Below are 14,839 nucleotides of genomic sequence, written 5' to 3'. Positions count from 1 at the left end.
AATACAATTATTTATGGTTTCTGAAAATCTATTTTGTTAACATTTGCTAAACTTTGGGAAGCCTTTGTTTTGTGCGTGTTTTGCCGAATTTATTTTTTGATATTAATAAAATTATTACTGAAATCTCTTTCTGTTAAAATCATTTTTTAAGGTAAAAATGAAGATATTCAAAGTTTGAATTTGAAAAAACTATTTAAATGTTAATTCTAAGTTTTTACTTAGCTCTTCCTTTTTAAATCTTTTACTAAACTTGCTGTAAAAAAGAAGATTGTAATTCCTCCAAGTATAATACAAAGCCACATAAACCATGATTGTTGCCAAAAAGATTTGTTTTCGATGTGATTTTTATCCGAAGTTTTTTGCTGAATATCATAAATAGATATTTTTGGTAAACTAACGGCAATATTATTTTTGAAATTTGAAAGGTCATAATCAGGTTCGGTCAGGGTTTTGTTTCCGGTTTTAAGAATGTAACTTTCATCACTACTTAAGTCCGCAACAATAGAGATTGGTTTTTGACTGTATTTTATTGTTGAAACTGATAAAGGCTGATTATCGTGATTTTCTATTTTTATATAAAATTCTTTTTGGAAGATTTCAGGAATAGTAATGATGTTTTTTTCGTTTGAGTTTAATTCAAAAGAAGCAATTTCTTGCTCAATTATTGAAGATTTTCTTCTCGTTTCTTGTTTTACTTTCCTAAAAAGAATAGCATGACGGTTGTAATAAGTTGGTTTTGAAATTTCAAACGAAATCTGATTAATGACTTGTGGCGCATTAAAAAGAATATGAATTTGTGTTTCTTTTTTCGAATGATCTTCTGTTGTAAATGATTTCTTTGGAACAATTTCTTGTAAAGCACCTTTTTGCAATTGCGTGTCGAAATTCCCAACTTTCAGGACATTAATAGGAAGCGTTTTTCGATCATCAAAATCTATCTTTAAATAACGATATGTACTTAAAGGATATGAAATAGTCTTGATAACGCTGGTTTCTGATGTGCTATTTAAATTAGAAAGTATTTGCGAATCAGATATTCCAAACCATTCTTTTTGATTGTCACTTCCTGAAATCGAGCACTTTTTTTCGACGTCAGAGTTTGCAATAAAAAGTGAAAGCTGATTATTTTTTTTATTTGATGGAATCTCAATAATAATCGAAGTAGTTTTCTTTGGAGAAACCGTTTTGGAAATAATACTATATTCTACAAATGAATTTGACGAAACATCTTTAATGTTTTGTATGAAATATGGAATCTCATTTCCTTTAGAATCAAATATTCTAATATCGCTTAAATCTTGTTTTGAAAAAGATCTGATTTCTGGCGATAAAACAATTTCATGCATACCGTTTTCGGTAGCCTTTTTTAGTTTTGCAGTTGTATTATATTGTCCAAACGAAAGGTTGGAAAGAAATAATATTAAGATAAATTTATTCAGTTTCATTGTTTTCTTTTGGCTTGTTTTCATCAATAACTAAAACTTTTATTTTTTGATATACAAAAGAGATAATCAAAATTAAAATTCCTAAAAGGATAAATGATATAATTTTTCCGGTTTCAGAAATGTTGCTGATGTCGTATATAAATAATTTTAAAATAGTTAATCCAAGTAAGGATAAGGCGATAATTCTTAGAGATTTGTATTGCTTTTTGATTCCAACAATTAAAAAGACAAAAGCGAGAATTCCCCAAAGAACCGGAAATCCTGTTTTGATTATCTTGGTTCTGGTTAATCCAATATAATCATCTGCTATAAAATCCCTTAAAAACGGCAAATCAGATTTATAGCTCGCATACATCGTACTTGTTTGTAGATCGTGAATTGTAACCGGCGAATTCATGATAATAAGGCCGTGAAGCATAACTTCTGAACTGGCGATATATATGATTAAAAAAGCCGCAATCCACATAAAATAGCGATGTTTGAAAAGGTCAAAATCAGCTTTTTTATAGATTAAGAATAATTGATAGGCAAAGTAAATCGTGATAAACAACGAAACATAATGAAGATAAAAAGCAATAGATTCCCCGATTCCGGAACTAATAATGTCTTTATGTTCTAAGAATGGATAGTTGGAGAACCAAAATGCAAATAAAATAATATTAGAAGTTGCTATCAATAAAACTCCCTGATATGTTGTTTCTGATTTTCGTTTTATTAAAAAAGAAGTAAATATTGCCGAAAATACTAAGTGATATAAAATAGGTAATGCAATTGCACTGTATAAATTTTCTATATAATGATTCGATTGAAAAATTACCTCGAATAAACCCGTTAAATAAGTTAGTACAAAACCTACTTCCAGAGCAAGTTTTTTGTAGTTCTCAGGATTAAATGTGATGTCGAAAATAGTTAGTTTTTCAGTTTCATTTTTTAATAAGTACCAAATTGCAAATAACGAAGCTGTAGCAAAAATACCTGTTATAAATATGGGATTGATGATAATATTTAAAGCTAAATTACCATTGTAATATTTAATCCAATCCATAATCAGACTAAAGATCATTAAAATATGAACGATAACAGAACCAAAGCGATAACTGATTATTTTAGATTTTTGAGAAAGCCATAATAGTAAAACAGCTTCTGCAGCCCAGAATAAAGTAATATAATTGCCTTTAAACTGAATAGGAATTGCTAGGGTTATAAAAGTCAATGTTAATCCGATAAGGAGATATGCAGCTTTTTCGTCGAGTTCGAATTTTTTGTATAAAAACCAGGCATAAATCAAATTCAATAACGCAAGAACAGTTGTAAATAAACCTTTTAATTCCGGATGATAATTAGTTAAAATCGCCATTCCAGCACCATAAAATAAAAAGGTGTTACTGGCTAAAATAGTCAGTTGAGTTTTAGAAAATTCTCCTTTTGACCTGATGTTATTAATGATATTCATCAAAATGAAAATAAAATAAAAAGCAAAACCAAAAATAAGAGCTCCCAAATAATGTGGTTTGCCAGAAGTTAAATCTCTAGACAACCATACTCCATATAAAAGCACCGTAAATATATAGGCGAGAATATTAACCAGATTCCATTTTTTATAATAGGCTAAGGCTAAAATCCCGACGTTTAAAATGATGATGTAAGTAAAAAGAACGACATAATTGCCTTCGCCCGTACTAACCATATACGGAACAGCAAAGCCACCAATTAATGAAAGTACGGCTAATTCGATTCTGTCATAAGATAATGATATTAAAGCGCTAAAAGCCGTGATGACAACCATTATGCTAAAAGCGACAGTTTGATTGAATAAGTGATAATCATGAAAAGCAATCCCAATTGTGAAATAGAAAATTGCAATGGCCCCAGCGACAATAACTGAACTAAATGCAGCGTAGTTTTTACGCAATTTATGTGCAATTCCCATAACTAAGGCGCCACATAAAACCCCGATTCCAACACGCGCAGGTTCATTGATCCAATCTTTGTCGATTGCATATTTCACAAAATAACTTATTCCTAAAACCAGAATTAATACTCCGATTTTATTGATTAAGTTTTCACCAATAAATTTTTCTAAATCCGGATTTTTTTCTTTGAAGTTTTCCCAAAATGATTTTTCAGGTTCAACGGGAATAATTGGTTTAGGAATTGGTTTTTGTTCAATTGGTTTTGGCTCAACTGGTTTAGGTGAATTATCAATTTTAGATGATAATGCAATTTTCTCTAATTGCTCGTCAGAAATTTTTTCTTGAGTAACTTCTGGTTGAGCAGATTCAAAAGTAGCCTTGTTAGATTGATCGGGAGCTATTTTGAGTTCTTCTTTTTTGATTACCGGAATAGTTTCAGAAGGTTTTTCGACTGTTTTTAAAAGATCGATCTTTTTATTAAGTCTCTGAATATGGTCTTCCAGATTGTTAAATCGACCTTGGATCGTACTTAGGATGTAGATTAAAAAACAAAATAACGCAACTAAAAGAAAACTTTCCATAAAGAAATAAGTATGATGTTATGATTGGTAAATATAATAACATTTTGACACGAAGCCGATTTAATTAGTTTTTTCGTGTTAATTGAAAGTATGAAGTATTTCTATCTTTTCATAATTACAAATCTATTATTGATCTAGCTTTTAGCTTTTGACATTGCTATTAGAGGGAAATCGGGGCTTTGTATAGTTTTTGATTAGAATTTTGAAACTAAAATTGAACTTATAGGTTAAAGATTATGACTATTTTTCGAATCCCGAAAAACTATTATTTCTATTAAACCCAAAAAGATTTATTTATGATTAAAAAGTTAATCTCAGTATTTGCTGCATTTGCAGTTCTGCTGATTCTATGCAGTTTTGTAACATCCAATTCATCTGATGAAAAAAATCAGGAAAATGATCTAAAAGGCAAAATTGTTTACAATAAGAAAAAACACAATATCACAATATCGTGGCCGGCATTTGGTTCATCCGGAAATTATACAATTACAAGAGGAGGAAGTCGTTTGGCGTCAGATTATGTGTCTGTAGGTTCAACTTCTAAATTGTCATTTACAGATAATAAGCCTAATACAGATAAATATGAGAACTATTATAAAATTACTCGTAATGATATCACAATAATAATTTCGTTGGAAAATCAGATTTTCGGTGGTAATATGTATTTCTACGACAGAAAATATGAAAAAGCTGAAACTGCACGAACCGATATCAATTCGCAGTTTGGCGCTATAGGTCTTGGCGGATCAAACGGCGAGTGGACAACAAAACGTCAGGCTTATTATTTCAAAGCAAATGTTAACGGTCAAACTTATGATTCAGGCGGATCAGGTTCTGCGTCATCGGTGGAAGCAAATTCAATAGAATTAGGATTTTATTCTCACATTGGAGGTTTAGGCAAAGTTCCATCAGATGTTAAATTAGGATCTGTATTCACGAGACCTCATCTTTCAGGTGGCGCAAATGCTACGTGCACATTCTGGCGTTCTATAGAAAATGTAGAAGTAATGCGAGATTTTGCCTGGACAGTTTCTCAATCAACCAGTGCACGAAGAATGCTGATTGAAAGTACTTCAAAATATATTTCGGATATCGGAGATACTAATTTTTGGGGAAGCGGAGGTTTTATTGCCGATACGCATTATACTTCGTCCAGACCAAATTGGGGCGGACAACAGCAATGGTATACGAGAAATTCTATTTTTCCTTCCGGTTCAGAAGCAATGGGAGGTTCGTATAATATGGTTTGGCAAGGTTGTGTTAATCCTCCGCAAGCAGACGAAGCTAATTCTCCAGTTCCAACTACGCCTATTATTAGAGAAAAACCCTTTCTTTTTATAGATAAAGATGGCGAATACAAAGTGTTTGTTCCTTCGTGGCAAAAAGATAGAGTAGGGATTTCTTGGTCAACAACTGATATGGGGAAAGGTAAAGTTCAAGATTTGCTTACAGATTGGTACGTTACCAAAGAAGGTGACACCGATTTGGAAATTAACAATGCATTAAAAGCTGGTAAAAATATATTTTTCACTCCCGGACATTATACTTTAAATGCTCCAATTCAGGTCAACCGAAAAGATGCAATACTTTTAGGTGCTGGTATTGCTTCAGTAACATTAGAACCTAGCGAAAAAAATACTTGGGGATGTATTTATACTGATGATAAAGACGGAATTATAATTTCCGGACTTCTTATGGATTCATTTAATAGTACAACGTATCAGGTTAGAATTGGTAACGAAGGAGCAAATGCTGATCATTCTGTTGATCCAATTTTGCTTTCAGATATTACTTGCAGAGTTGGCGGTGTTCAGTCAAAAAATATTCAGATACATGCTTCTATGCAAATAAATAGTAACAATGTTGTGGGTGATCACTTCTGGTTGTGGCGCGCCGATCACGGTTCGCAAAAAGGTGGAAAAGCACGCTGGTTAAGAGACAGGTGTAAAAACGGACTTATTGTTACGGGGAATGATGTTACGCTTTATGCATTATTTACGGAACATTATCAAGAATATGAGGTGTTATGGTTAGGAGAACGTGGCAGAACTTATTTCTTTCAAAATGAACCTCCATACGATGCGCCAAATCAAGCAAGCTGGAGCAGTCAAGAAGGAAAAGTTGATGGTTATGCAGCATTCAAAGTTGCCAATACGGTAAAAGAACATCATACAATAGGAATGGGTTCTTATGCAGTTTTTACAGGAAATGATGGTATTGTAAATAAGAAAAATGGTTTTGAAATACCTAACAGCCCAAATGTGAAACTCGAAAAAATGTGCATCACTCGTTTTGCGGGTTCAGGAAATATTCTAAACGTTATTAATGGTACAGGTGGAAGCACGGCAACTGGTGTAAAACGCGTGGCATTATATAATAATGGTGCAGGAACACAACCTTATGATGAAACCTTCGATTTGCCAAATCGAGAATCTTATCCTTCGTATATTATTATGGAGAAATAAGGAAACGTACATTCTTATTAGAAAATCTTTCAAATAAATAAAAAACTCTGAAGACTAGTCGATCCTCAGAGTTTTTTTATTTTCTAAAATTTCAATTGTTACATATTCTAATCCGCCTTGTTTGTTTGAGGTAATATTCATAAAAGCTTTTTTGCTTAAATCAATTTCTCTTCCTTTAATAAATGGTCCTCTGTCAGTGACTTCTACAATGACGGATTTATTATTTTTCTCGTTTGTGATTTTTAGTTTTGTTCCAAAAGGGAATTTTTTGTGAGCAGCAGTCAATTTATCGTTGTCAAATCTTACGCCGCTTGCTGTTTTTCTTCCGTTGAACTTATCATGATAATAAGAAGCATGCGCATTTTTCTTGTATAATTGAAGGGTGTCAGTTTTTGAGTTTTTAGCTATAAGTTCAGGTTTTTTTTGAGCAGTTGCTGTTATCGAAATAACGAAGAGAAGATATAGTAATTTTTTTTTCATTTTTAAAATTTCTAATTTTTGACAAAAAAAGATTATTCTAAAAAGAAAGATGTATGGTGATAAGATTTATTTATATAAGGAAAAGACTTTTGTTGAGATGGCAGGATTTGAACTTGTGTTAATTTTAAATTGTTTGTTTTTTGGTTTCAGTTGGATTATATCCGAAATGACTTTTATACAATCGAGAAAAGTGCGAGACATTTTCGTACCCAACTTCGTAGCATACATTTGCAATCGTTAATTGAGTGGTGAGAAATAATTCTTTTGCTTTTTGTAGTCGTTTTTCCTGAATCCATTTTGCGGGAGTAATATGAAACAAAGATTCAAACTCGCGACGAAAACTCGACAAACTCCTTCCAGAAATATAGGCTAGTTCCTTAAGAGAATAAGGTTGTAGATAATGTTCTTCTATTGTTTTTAATAAATCTCTGGTTTCATTTTGGTCAATATTTATCAATTGATTTAAAAACTTTGGATTCGCCTGCGAAAGATCATAAAGCAATTCTAATATTTTTAATTTGAATAATCCTGTCTTTATATTCTCGTTATCATCAAAATAAGGTTTTAAGGATTCGAGGAATGATCTTAAACGTTCTCCGTACGAATGAATAAGTGCTCTGTTGTCTGATTCTTTTTCTTTTAAATAATTATCCATTTCAATCAATTTAATAAAATCGATAATTACATCTTTCTTCAATGAAAAGGATACGCTTTCATACATGAAATCGTTTAGAGGATCTCCACTTTTTACTATCTCAACATAAGTAGCTTTTTTTATTAATAACATTTCGCCTTTTTTTAAAGAAAAAAGCTCATTGCCGATACGTAATTCATTTAATCCTTCTATCGCAAATAACAAGAAATGTTCCTTAAGCAAATTTCGCTTATGAAATGGTTTTTTGTGCTGCTGTCGACAAATCTCCATCACACCAATTTTATCAGACGTTATAATGGTGTGTGATCCTGGAAACGAATCGTAATCTCCTTTTTGTTTTATAACGTTCATGATTTTTTTTACGAATGTATAAAATTTTCCTAGGACACATTCAGGTATTCATAAATACAATTATATCAATATTGATACAAATAGTCATGAAGTATGACATTTTAAACAAAATTGATATGAGGAATGTAATAGACCTTTGTGAAATATTAATTCATTTAAAATAGTTATGTCACAATTTAAAAATTCAGAAAAAGTATTTGAGATTAAAGGTTTATCTCAAGCAGTTGTAATTCCGTTCGAAAATCAGAAGATGATTATTCTCTCAGGACAAATTCCACTTAATAAGCAAGGCGAATTGGTTGGCAATGATGTAAAAACACAATCAATTCAAATTTTCGAAAATATCAAAAGTATTTTAGAAACCTGTGAAGCGAATCTTAGTGATATTGTAAAACTAGGAATTTTTATTACTGATATTTCACAAATAGCTGGGTACAGAGAAGCAAGAGATCAATTTATTAATCCTGATATGCCACCAACAAGTACTCTAGTAGAAGTTAAAGGATTGTTTAGAAACGATGTTTTTATCGAAATAGAAATTGTTGCGATGTTGAAAAATTAAGTAAAAACTTTTTTATTTAAACGTAGAAAATTTTTAAGGTTGCAGGATTTTAATTTGCAAACTTTCTTGTATTCGTTGGGATGTATAAATTGTATTTCTTCAGCTATATTTTTTACACATAGCCAACGGTTTCAACCGTTGGTGCGCAAGATATTATCATAATACGTTTCCCATGGTTGAAACCACGGGCAATGTTTGAAATATGATAATTGAGTTTAAAGCAAAAAAAAAGTCTTTCCATTTCTGAAAAGACTTTTTTGTCGGGGTGGCAGGATTCGAAGCTTTGGTCTTCCCGATTTTCAATCGGGACGCTATCACCGTTCAGTATTTGTTGTTAATTGACTTTAAAGCAAAAAAAAAAGTCTTTCCATTTCTGAAAAGACTTTTTTGTCGGGGTGGCAGGATTCGAAGCTTTGGTCTTCCCGATTTTCAATCGGGACGTTATAATCGTTCGGTATTTGTCATTGTTGAGTTAAAAGCAAAAAAAAAGTCTTTCCATTTCTGAAAAGACTTTTTTGTCGGGGTGGCAGGATTCGAACCTGCGGCCTCCTGCTCCCAAAGCAGGCGCGATAACCGGGCTACGCTACACCCCGAAGATGTATTTGTTGTACTGCCCGTAAGCGGATGCAAATATAGTAATAAATTTGATTTGCAAAAGAAAAAAGTGAAAATAAATAAAACTTATTTCGAGATAGTTATTTAGGATTTGTTTTGGGTGTGAATTTTTATAATAAAGTTTACATTTGCATCACTAAAAACTATACATACTATGTCAGATACAATCGAAAAAATTAAATGCCTAATTATTGGTTCTGGTCCTGCAGGATATACTGCGGCTATTTATGCTGCCAGAGCAAATATGAATCCAGTATTATATCAAGGAATGCAGCCTGGAGGTCAGTTGACTACAACTAATGAAGTAGAAAATTTTCCTGGTTATGTTGATGGAGTTACAGGACCTGAAATGATGATTCAGTTACAAGAACAAGCAAAACGTTTTGGTGCTGATATTCGTGATGGTTGGGCTACTAAAGTTGATTTTTCAGGCGATATTCATAAAGTTTGGATTAATGATACAATCGAATTGCACTGTGAAACCGTTATTATTTCTACAGGAGCATCAGCAAAATATTTAGGATTACCATCAGAACAACATTATTTACAAATGGGAGGTGGAGTTTCTGCTTGTGCTGTTTGCGACGGATTTTTCTACCGTAATCAGGAAGTTGTAATTGTTGGAGCGGGAGATTCAGCTTGTGAAGAAGCACATTACCTATCTAAACTTTGTAAAAAAGTAACGATGTTGGTAAGAAGCGAAAAATTTAGAGCTTCTAAAATCATGGAAGACCGTGTTCGTAAAACTGAAAATATCGAGATTTTAATGAATCACGATACAGTAGAAGTTTTAGGAGACGAAAATGTTGTTCATGCAATCAAAGCAAAAAACAAAACAACAGGTGAAGTTTTTGATATTCCTGCAACAGGATTTTTCGTTGCAATTGGTCATAAACCAAATACAGATATCTTCAAAGATTATATTACGCTTGACGAAACTGGATATATCATAAATACTCCGGGAACTTCTAATACAAACGTACCAGGTGTTTTTGTTGCCGGTGATGCTGCAGATCATGTGTACCGTCAGGCAATTACTGCTGCAGGTACAGGATGTATGGCTGCACTTGACGCTGAAAGATATTTGGCTTCTAAAGAATAAAGAAAGTTTCAGGTTTTCTTTGTTTCAGGTTTCAAGTTGTTGAAATGTGAATAGAAAATTAATAAAAGTTAAAAAGTCCCATTTGTAAGTACAAATGGGACTTTTTATTTTATAACGTTCCAATAACTTGAAACAAAGAAAACCTGAAATCTGCAACTTTCTTTCTATTTTATCTTCTTAAAAAGTTTTGCTTCCTCAGAGAAACGGGTTAACTGAATGGCTGGATTTCCAAAAAGAGAAAGTTCGGCTTTATCTCCAATTGCTAATGAAACGGTAGTTTCTGCCAAAATACTTCCAACAGAATAACTTTCAGCAGTAATGTTTGCCTCTTTTAGAGTGAATTTTGTTCCTGTAAAAATTGAATTATTATCTAGTCGTATAGTTGCTTTCTCTGCAATTCCTTCAATAGCGGCATTAGATTTTTGATATAAATCACATTTGAATTTTATTGCTGATACTAATGTCTTAATAGAAGCAGATTTACTCAATTGCAAACTAGCATCTTCAGATTTTAAATTCAATTCTGTTTTTGATTTATCATCAGCGACTAAGGTGAATTTTTTTGAATTTACATTCAGAAATAATTTAGAAAAATCAACACTATTAAAAGTAATATCATCTAGTTGAACTTCCTGAATGGCATAGATTATAGCTTCATTTTTGGCAATTACATTCTTTAAGGAACTTGTGTATGTAATACGTACGCTAAGCTTTTTGAAGATGGTACTTTCTTTCGAAGTATATAAGCGAAGTGTTTTATCTCTTAAATCCATCCCGATGATATCATGTAAATTGTCATCGGCTTCAATTCTAATTTCGTTTTTTTCTCCTTTTTCCAAATAAACCTCCAGATTGTCGTCGGCTTCGATAGCGTCAAAATCTCCAACTTCTTTTTGTGATACAGTAACAATTTTAGAACCTTTTATTTTTTCTCTTTTTTGAGCAAAAGTTAATGTTGTAACTAGTAATAATAGGATTAGGGCTGCATGTTTTTTCATTAATTCTAGATTTGATTTTGACAAATATAAAAAAATCATCCACTTTTGATGAATGATTTCTTTTATATTTAACAGATAAATAAAGTTTAGCCCTGACTAATGCTTCCTCCTGAACTAGCAGTTTTTTCAATTGTTTTAGGAGCATTGTTATAATTAATACTTCCTCCACTTGATGCACCGGCTTTCAGACTCAAAATAGGGTGAACTTCCAGATTTCCTCCGCTTGAAGCATCTGCCTCAATTTCATTTGCGAATAATTTACCAGCATTTACACTAGATCCGCTTGAAGCTCTGGTAATTGTTTTTAAAGCTTTTCCTTCAATTGTAATAGAACTTCCGCTGCTTGTTATACATGAAATGTTGTCTGATTCTACATTTACATCCATTGTTGCGGCACTTGATGTTTCTAATTCTATATCTTGTCCCTGAATAATATTTTTACTCGCTACAGATGCAGCGCTTGAAGCCTCTATTTTATTAATAACAGGCATTTTAACAGTCACCTTTTTTTGAGAGATGTTACGGAAAGAATTGAATTTACATCTGATTACTAAAGTTCCATTTTCAACCGTAGTTTCAATTTCTTTCTGCAAGTTATCATCAGCTTCTACAGTAATTGAAGTAGAATCAGATTGTTCGATAACTAAATCGATCGCATTGCTCACTCTGATATTTTTAAAATCTCCCTGAACAATTCTTTTCTCGGTCGTTACATTTCCACTTCCTTCAATAGTATTCATGTTTAAATTACATGAAGCAAATAATAATGCGGTTATTGTAACAACAATTAATTTCGTAATATGAATGATTATTTTAATCATGGCTTAGTTAATTTTAATTATTACTCCGTTTTTATCAGTGGTTAATTTTCCTGATGTTTTTTTCCCGTTTAAAACTTCTTTTCCATTTATTTTAATCGATACTTCTTTTACAGTATCGTTGTTAATTATTCTGCCTTCATCGTCGTATTCGTAATCATTGTCTCCGTCATTGTTACCATCATTATATTCATTTTCTTCTGCTGGACAGTTTAGACATTTAATTTTTGATCCTTCAACTTTGTAGTTATAGTCTCCGCTAAAGTGTAAGTTGAAAAAATCATTATCAGAGTCATCATAATCCTGAACCGAAGCGTCTGGTTTAAATAATTGACCCTCTGGTAAGTACAAATATACATCAACTTCCTGACCTCTAAATTTGTTTTTTACATCTGTCAAAAAGTAATTATCAAGAACTAAATGATTACCATTGATTTGATATTTATAGTTGATTTTCTCCGCTCTTTGTCTTGCATTCACAAAAGAATTTCCTCTTGCGCTTTTCTCTATTTGCAAATAAGCCGTTGCTTTATCAGTATGTAATACATGTAAACGAACGTCAGTAGAATAAATCAATTGATTGTTTGCAGAATCCTGAACGAATTCAAAATCACTATGTTGATTAAGGCTTTTAGCGTAATAATCATTGTATCTGAATTTTACATAAAGAGTATCAGTCGCACGAGCACTTATATCTTTTTTCTCAATTGTTTTGTTGTCATAAGAAAGTTCCGTTGCTTGTTTGATTCCAATACTAATTGCAATTGCAACAGCGATAATCCAGATGGCTAACAATGTGTATTTTGTTATGTTTCCGATTGATTTTAAGTTTGGAGATAACAATTTGAAACCTAAAAGAGTCAAAAAGAAAAACGGAATTCCAATTGCAAAGAACATCAGTAAACCAAATGACCAGATAGGATAGTCTGTAAAGTTTCCTGCGTCAACAAAGTTTTGCCACGGAAAATCAACAAAAACATTCGTTCCTAAAGTAAAAACTCCAATCAATAATGCGATCAAAATACTAATCCCTGATATGATTAAGATTACTCCTAAAAATTTAGCAAAGATTTTAAAAACCGTCATAACAAAGTCTCCAAATGAACTACTTATTCTCTCAGCTCCCGACTTTACCTGGTTTCCCATTGCATCATAATCCGCATTTTTAAATCTGTCAGATAGTCCTTCAATCTCTTCACGAACTTTTTTCTCGATGTTCGAAATTGTAACCGGTTCTCCAGTCATTTCCAATTTCTCAGAAGTTGTAATCGCTTCCGGAGTTACAACCCAAAGAACGAAATAAGCTAAAATCCCTGTTCCAAAACCTGCGAAAACAAATACTAAGAATAGTATTTTAATCCAAACAGCGTCAATTCCAAAATAATGTCCTAAACCAGTTGCAACACCACCAATCATACCTTTTTCTTTATCGCGGTATAATTTTTTATGTTTTCTTGTACCGTAATCATTAAAAGACTGATTTGGTTTTTCTTCGTCCTCAATAATGTAGTCCTCAGGTTGTCCCATAACCGCAATCACTTCGTCAACGTCTTTTAAGCCTACAACATGTTTTTCGCTTTTTTGTTTTTCTGTTAATAATTCAGAAACACGCATTTCGATATCTTTAATAATTTCATCCTGACCAGACGAGTTGTTAAGTGATCGTTTTATAGCGTCAAAATAGCGTGTCAATTTTAAATATGCGTCTTCATCGATGTGAAAAAACATACCGCCTAAGTTAATATTTACTGTTTTGTTCATGACTTATTGATTTTGATTGGTGATTAGATTTACGGCGTCAGACAATTCTGTCCAGGTTCCGCTAAGTTCGTTTAAAAAAGTTTGTCCTATTTCGGTTAATCCATAATATTTTCGTGGTGGCCCAGAGGTCGATTCTTCCCAACGATAATTTAGCAAACCGTCGTTTTTCAGCCTAGTCAAAAGTGGGTAAACTGTTCCCTCAACAACTAGTAATTTTGCGTTTTTTAAAGTGTCTAATATTTCTGATGTATAAGCGTCTTTTTCTTTCAATACTGATAAGATGCAAAACTCAAGAACACCTTTGCGCATCTGTGCTTTTGTGTTTTCAATGTTCATAATTTCATTTTGTTTTTTTTAGATTGAACAATTCGTTTTTTGATTGATGATGATTGATTGATGATTGATTTCGAAACAATTCTTGTTGATTGCTTGTAAAGTTTCGACTATAACTTTTAATTTCAGTAGATTACTTTATAAAAGGAATCGTAAGCGGATATTTATACAATTCTCCGTTTGAAGCTTTTATCGAAGCATAAATCACTAAAAAGAATTCAACAAATTTTAATAATCCAAAAAGTACTACCGCCGTTGCTCCAATACTTAACAATCCAATGTTTCCTTGAAAATTAATATTTCTGATATAGAAATCGTCATCGTTAAAAACAGCTTCCATTGGAAGATTTTGAAAAATGACAGCTATAAAAATCGGAATTGCGATCAAAGCCAAAATCAAAGTATAAAGCAATAAGCTTAACTGAAAATTAAGCGTTTGTTTTCCGTGATGATTTACAAATTCCGATTTGTCTTTGTAACTCGTCCAGATCAATATTGGAAAAATATAATTCCCAAACGGAATAATATATTGACTCAAAGTACTTAAATGTGTGAACGTTGCAGTGTTCTTTTCTGATGATGTTTCCATGATGAGTGGTGTTGTTGTTTCCATGATTAAAAGTATATAGTAATTTCTTATACAAATATATGGCTAAAAGACAGTATCTTGTTTTGCATAGTACTAATTATTAACAAAATTTTAACAAAATTGAAATTTGAAACCGCTCTATAATCAGCTGAAAATCATTGTTAAGTGTTG

The 14,839-nt window shown here is 32.1% G+C and carries 12 protein-coding genes and 1 tRNA gene; 3 read left to right on the top strand and 10 right to left on the bottom strand.

The window, feature by feature from the left end; all coding sequences use genetic code 11:
* Positions 1-218 precede the first annotated feature (218 nt).
* Together CLU81_RS08280 and CLU81_RS08275 are read right to left on the bottom strand one after the other, a co-directional pair.
* Complete coding sequence (locus CLU81_RS08280) at positions 219-1,445, bottom strand: hypothetical protein (RefSeq protein ID WP_144444485.1); 1,227 nt, start codon at positions 1,443-1,445, stop codon at positions 219-221.
* A complete protein-coding gene (locus tag CLU81_RS08275) occupies positions 1,432-3,939 on the bottom strand; it encodes a DUF2339 domain-containing protein (RefSeq protein ID WP_099709383.1) in 2,508 nt (835 codons plus the stop codon). Before CLU81_RS08275 ends, CLU81_RS08280 begins: the two co-directional genes overlap by 14 nt.
* A 296-nt stretch (positions 3,940-4,235) precedes the next feature.
* Here CLU81_RS08275 and CLU81_RS08270 point away from each other — a divergent pair, with 296 nt between their 5' ends.
* Entirely contained in the window at positions 4,236-6,404 is a 2,169-nt protein-coding gene (locus CLU81_RS08270) for a hypothetical protein (protein ID WP_099709382.1), read from the top strand.
* 54 nt (positions 6,405-6,458) lie between these two features.
* Here the strand turns inward: CLU81_RS08270 and CLU81_RS08265 are convergent, their stop codons facing one another.
* Together CLU81_RS08265 and CLU81_RS08260 are read right to left on the bottom strand one after the other, a co-directional pair.
* Positions 6,459-6,884, bottom strand: coding sequence for a septal ring lytic transglycosylase RlpA family protein (locus tag CLU81_RS08265; protein WP_099709381.1), 426 nt, complete (start codon positions 6,882-6,884; stop codon positions 6,459-6,461).
* 124 nt (positions 6,885-7,008) lie between these two features.
* Entirely contained in the window at positions 7,009-7,890 is an 882-nt protein-coding gene (locus tag CLU81_RS08260) for an AraC family transcriptional regulator (RefSeq protein WP_099709380.1), read from the bottom strand.
* Positions 7,891-8,056: 166 nt separating this feature from the next.
* On the opposite strand from CLU81_RS08260, the gene CLU81_RS08255 reads away from it, so the two are divergent.
* The gene (locus CLU81_RS08255) at positions 8,057-8,452 is read left to right on the top strand and encodes a RidA family protein (protein ID WP_099709379.1); all 396 of its coding nucleotides are present in this window, start codon (positions 8,057-8,059) and stop codon (positions 8,450-8,452) included.
* 518 nt (positions 8,453-8,970) lie between these two features.
* Here CLU81_RS08255 and CLU81_RS08250 read toward each other — a convergent pair.
* Positions 8,971-9,045 (bottom strand) — tRNA-Pro (locus tag CLU81_RS08250).
* Between the two features lie 176 nt (positions 9,046-9,221).
* Here CLU81_RS08250 and trxB point away from each other — a divergent pair.
* On the top strand, positions 9,222-10,169 hold the full coding sequence (gene trxB / locus CLU81_RS08245) for a thioredoxin-disulfide reductase (protein WP_099709378.1): 948 nt from the start codon (positions 9,222-9,224) through the stop codon (positions 10,167-10,169).
* A 164-nt stretch (positions 10,170-10,333) separates the two neighbouring features.
* Here the strand turns inward: trxB and CLU81_RS08240 are convergent, their stop codons facing one another.
* The 5 genes from CLU81_RS08240 to CLU81_RS08220 form a co-directional block, all read right to left on the bottom strand.
* Entirely contained in the window at positions 10,334-11,167 is an 834-nt protein-coding gene (locus CLU81_RS08240) for a GIN domain-containing protein (RefSeq protein WP_199174557.1), read from the bottom strand.
* Positions 11,168-11,253: 86 nt separating this feature from the next.
* Complete coding sequence (locus CLU81_RS08235) at positions 11,254-11,988, bottom strand: head GIN domain-containing protein (RefSeq protein ID WP_099709376.1); 735 nt, start codon at positions 11,986-11,988, stop codon at positions 11,254-11,256.
* Between the two features lie 3 nt (positions 11,989-11,991).
* Positions 11,992-13,746 (bottom strand): PspC domain-containing protein, encoded by a 1,755-nt coding sequence (locus tag CLU81_RS08230; RefSeq protein WP_099709375.1) that lies wholly within the window; start codon positions 13,744-13,746, stop codon positions 11,992-11,994.
* A 3-nt stretch (positions 13,747-13,749) separates the two neighbouring features.
* Positions 13,750-14,082 (bottom strand): PadR family transcriptional regulator, encoded by a 333-nt coding sequence (locus tag CLU81_RS08225; RefSeq protein WP_008464689.1) that lies wholly within the window; start codon positions 14,080-14,082, stop codon positions 13,750-13,752.
* Positions 14,083-14,212: 130 nt separating this feature from the next.
* Positions 14,213-14,692: a DUF4870 domain-containing protein gene (locus CLU81_RS08220; protein WP_099709374.1), complete on the bottom strand. Its 480-nt coding sequence runs from the start codon at positions 14,690-14,692 to the stop codon at positions 14,213-14,215.
* Positions 14,693-14,839 lie beyond the last annotated feature (147 nt).

Origin of the sequence: Flavobacterium sp. 9 (assembly GCF_002754195.1) — a bacterium.
Lineage (GTDB): Bacteria > Bacteroidota > Bacteroidia > Flavobacteriales > Flavobacteriaceae > Flavobacterium.
Note: the sequence above shows the minus strand (reverse complement) of the source record. Positions and strands in the feature narration are given on the sequence as shown.

What these genes read in the sequence shown, in the direction of transcription:
- CLU81_RS08280 (WP_144444485.1), bottom strand. Translation starts at nt 1,445, where the DNA reads ATGAAACTGAATAAATTTATCTTAATATTATTTCTTTCCAACCTTTCG.
- CLU81_RS08275 (WP_099709383.1), bottom strand. Translation starts at nt 3,939, where the DNA reads ATGGAAAGTTTTCTTTTAGTTGCGTTATTTTGTTTTTTAATCTACATC.
- CLU81_RS08270 (WP_099709382.1), top strand. Translation starts at nt 4,236, where the DNA reads ATGATTAAAAAGTTAATCTCAGTATTTGCTGCATTTGCAGTTCTGCTG.
- CLU81_RS08265 (WP_099709381.1), bottom strand. Translation starts at nt 6,884, where the DNA reads ATGAAAAAAAAATTACTATATCTTCTCTTCGTTATTTCGATAACAGCA.
- CLU81_RS08260 (WP_099709380.1), bottom strand. Translation starts at nt 7,890, where the DNA reads ATGAACGTTATAAAACAAAAAGGAGATTACGATTCGTTTCCAGGATCA.
- CLU81_RS08255 (WP_099709379.1), top strand. Translation starts at nt 8,057, where the DNA reads ATGTCACAATTTAAAAATTCAGAAAAAGTATTTGAGATTAAAGGTTTA.
- trxB (WP_099709378.1), top strand. Translation starts at nt 9,222, where the DNA reads ATGTCAGATACAATCGAAAAAATTAAATGCCTAATTATTGGTTCTGGT.
- CLU81_RS08240 (WP_199174557.1), bottom strand. Translation starts at nt 11,167, where the DNA reads ATGAAAAAACATGCAGCCCTAATCCTATTATTACTAGTTACAACATTA.
- CLU81_RS08235 (WP_099709376.1), bottom strand. Translation starts at nt 11,988, where the DNA reads ATGATTAAAATAATCATTCATATTACGAAATTAATTGTTGTTACAATA.
- CLU81_RS08230 (WP_099709375.1), bottom strand. Translation starts at nt 13,746, where the DNA reads ATGAACAAAACAGTAAATATTAACTTAGGCGGTATGTTTTTTCACATC.
- CLU81_RS08225 (WP_008464689.1), bottom strand. Translation starts at nt 14,082, where the DNA reads ATGAACATTGAAAACACAAAAGCACAGATGCGCAAAGGTGTTCTTGAG.
- CLU81_RS08220 (WP_099709374.1), bottom strand. Translation starts at nt 14,692, where the DNA reads ATGGAAACAACAACACCACTCATCATGGAAACATCATCAGAAAAGAAC.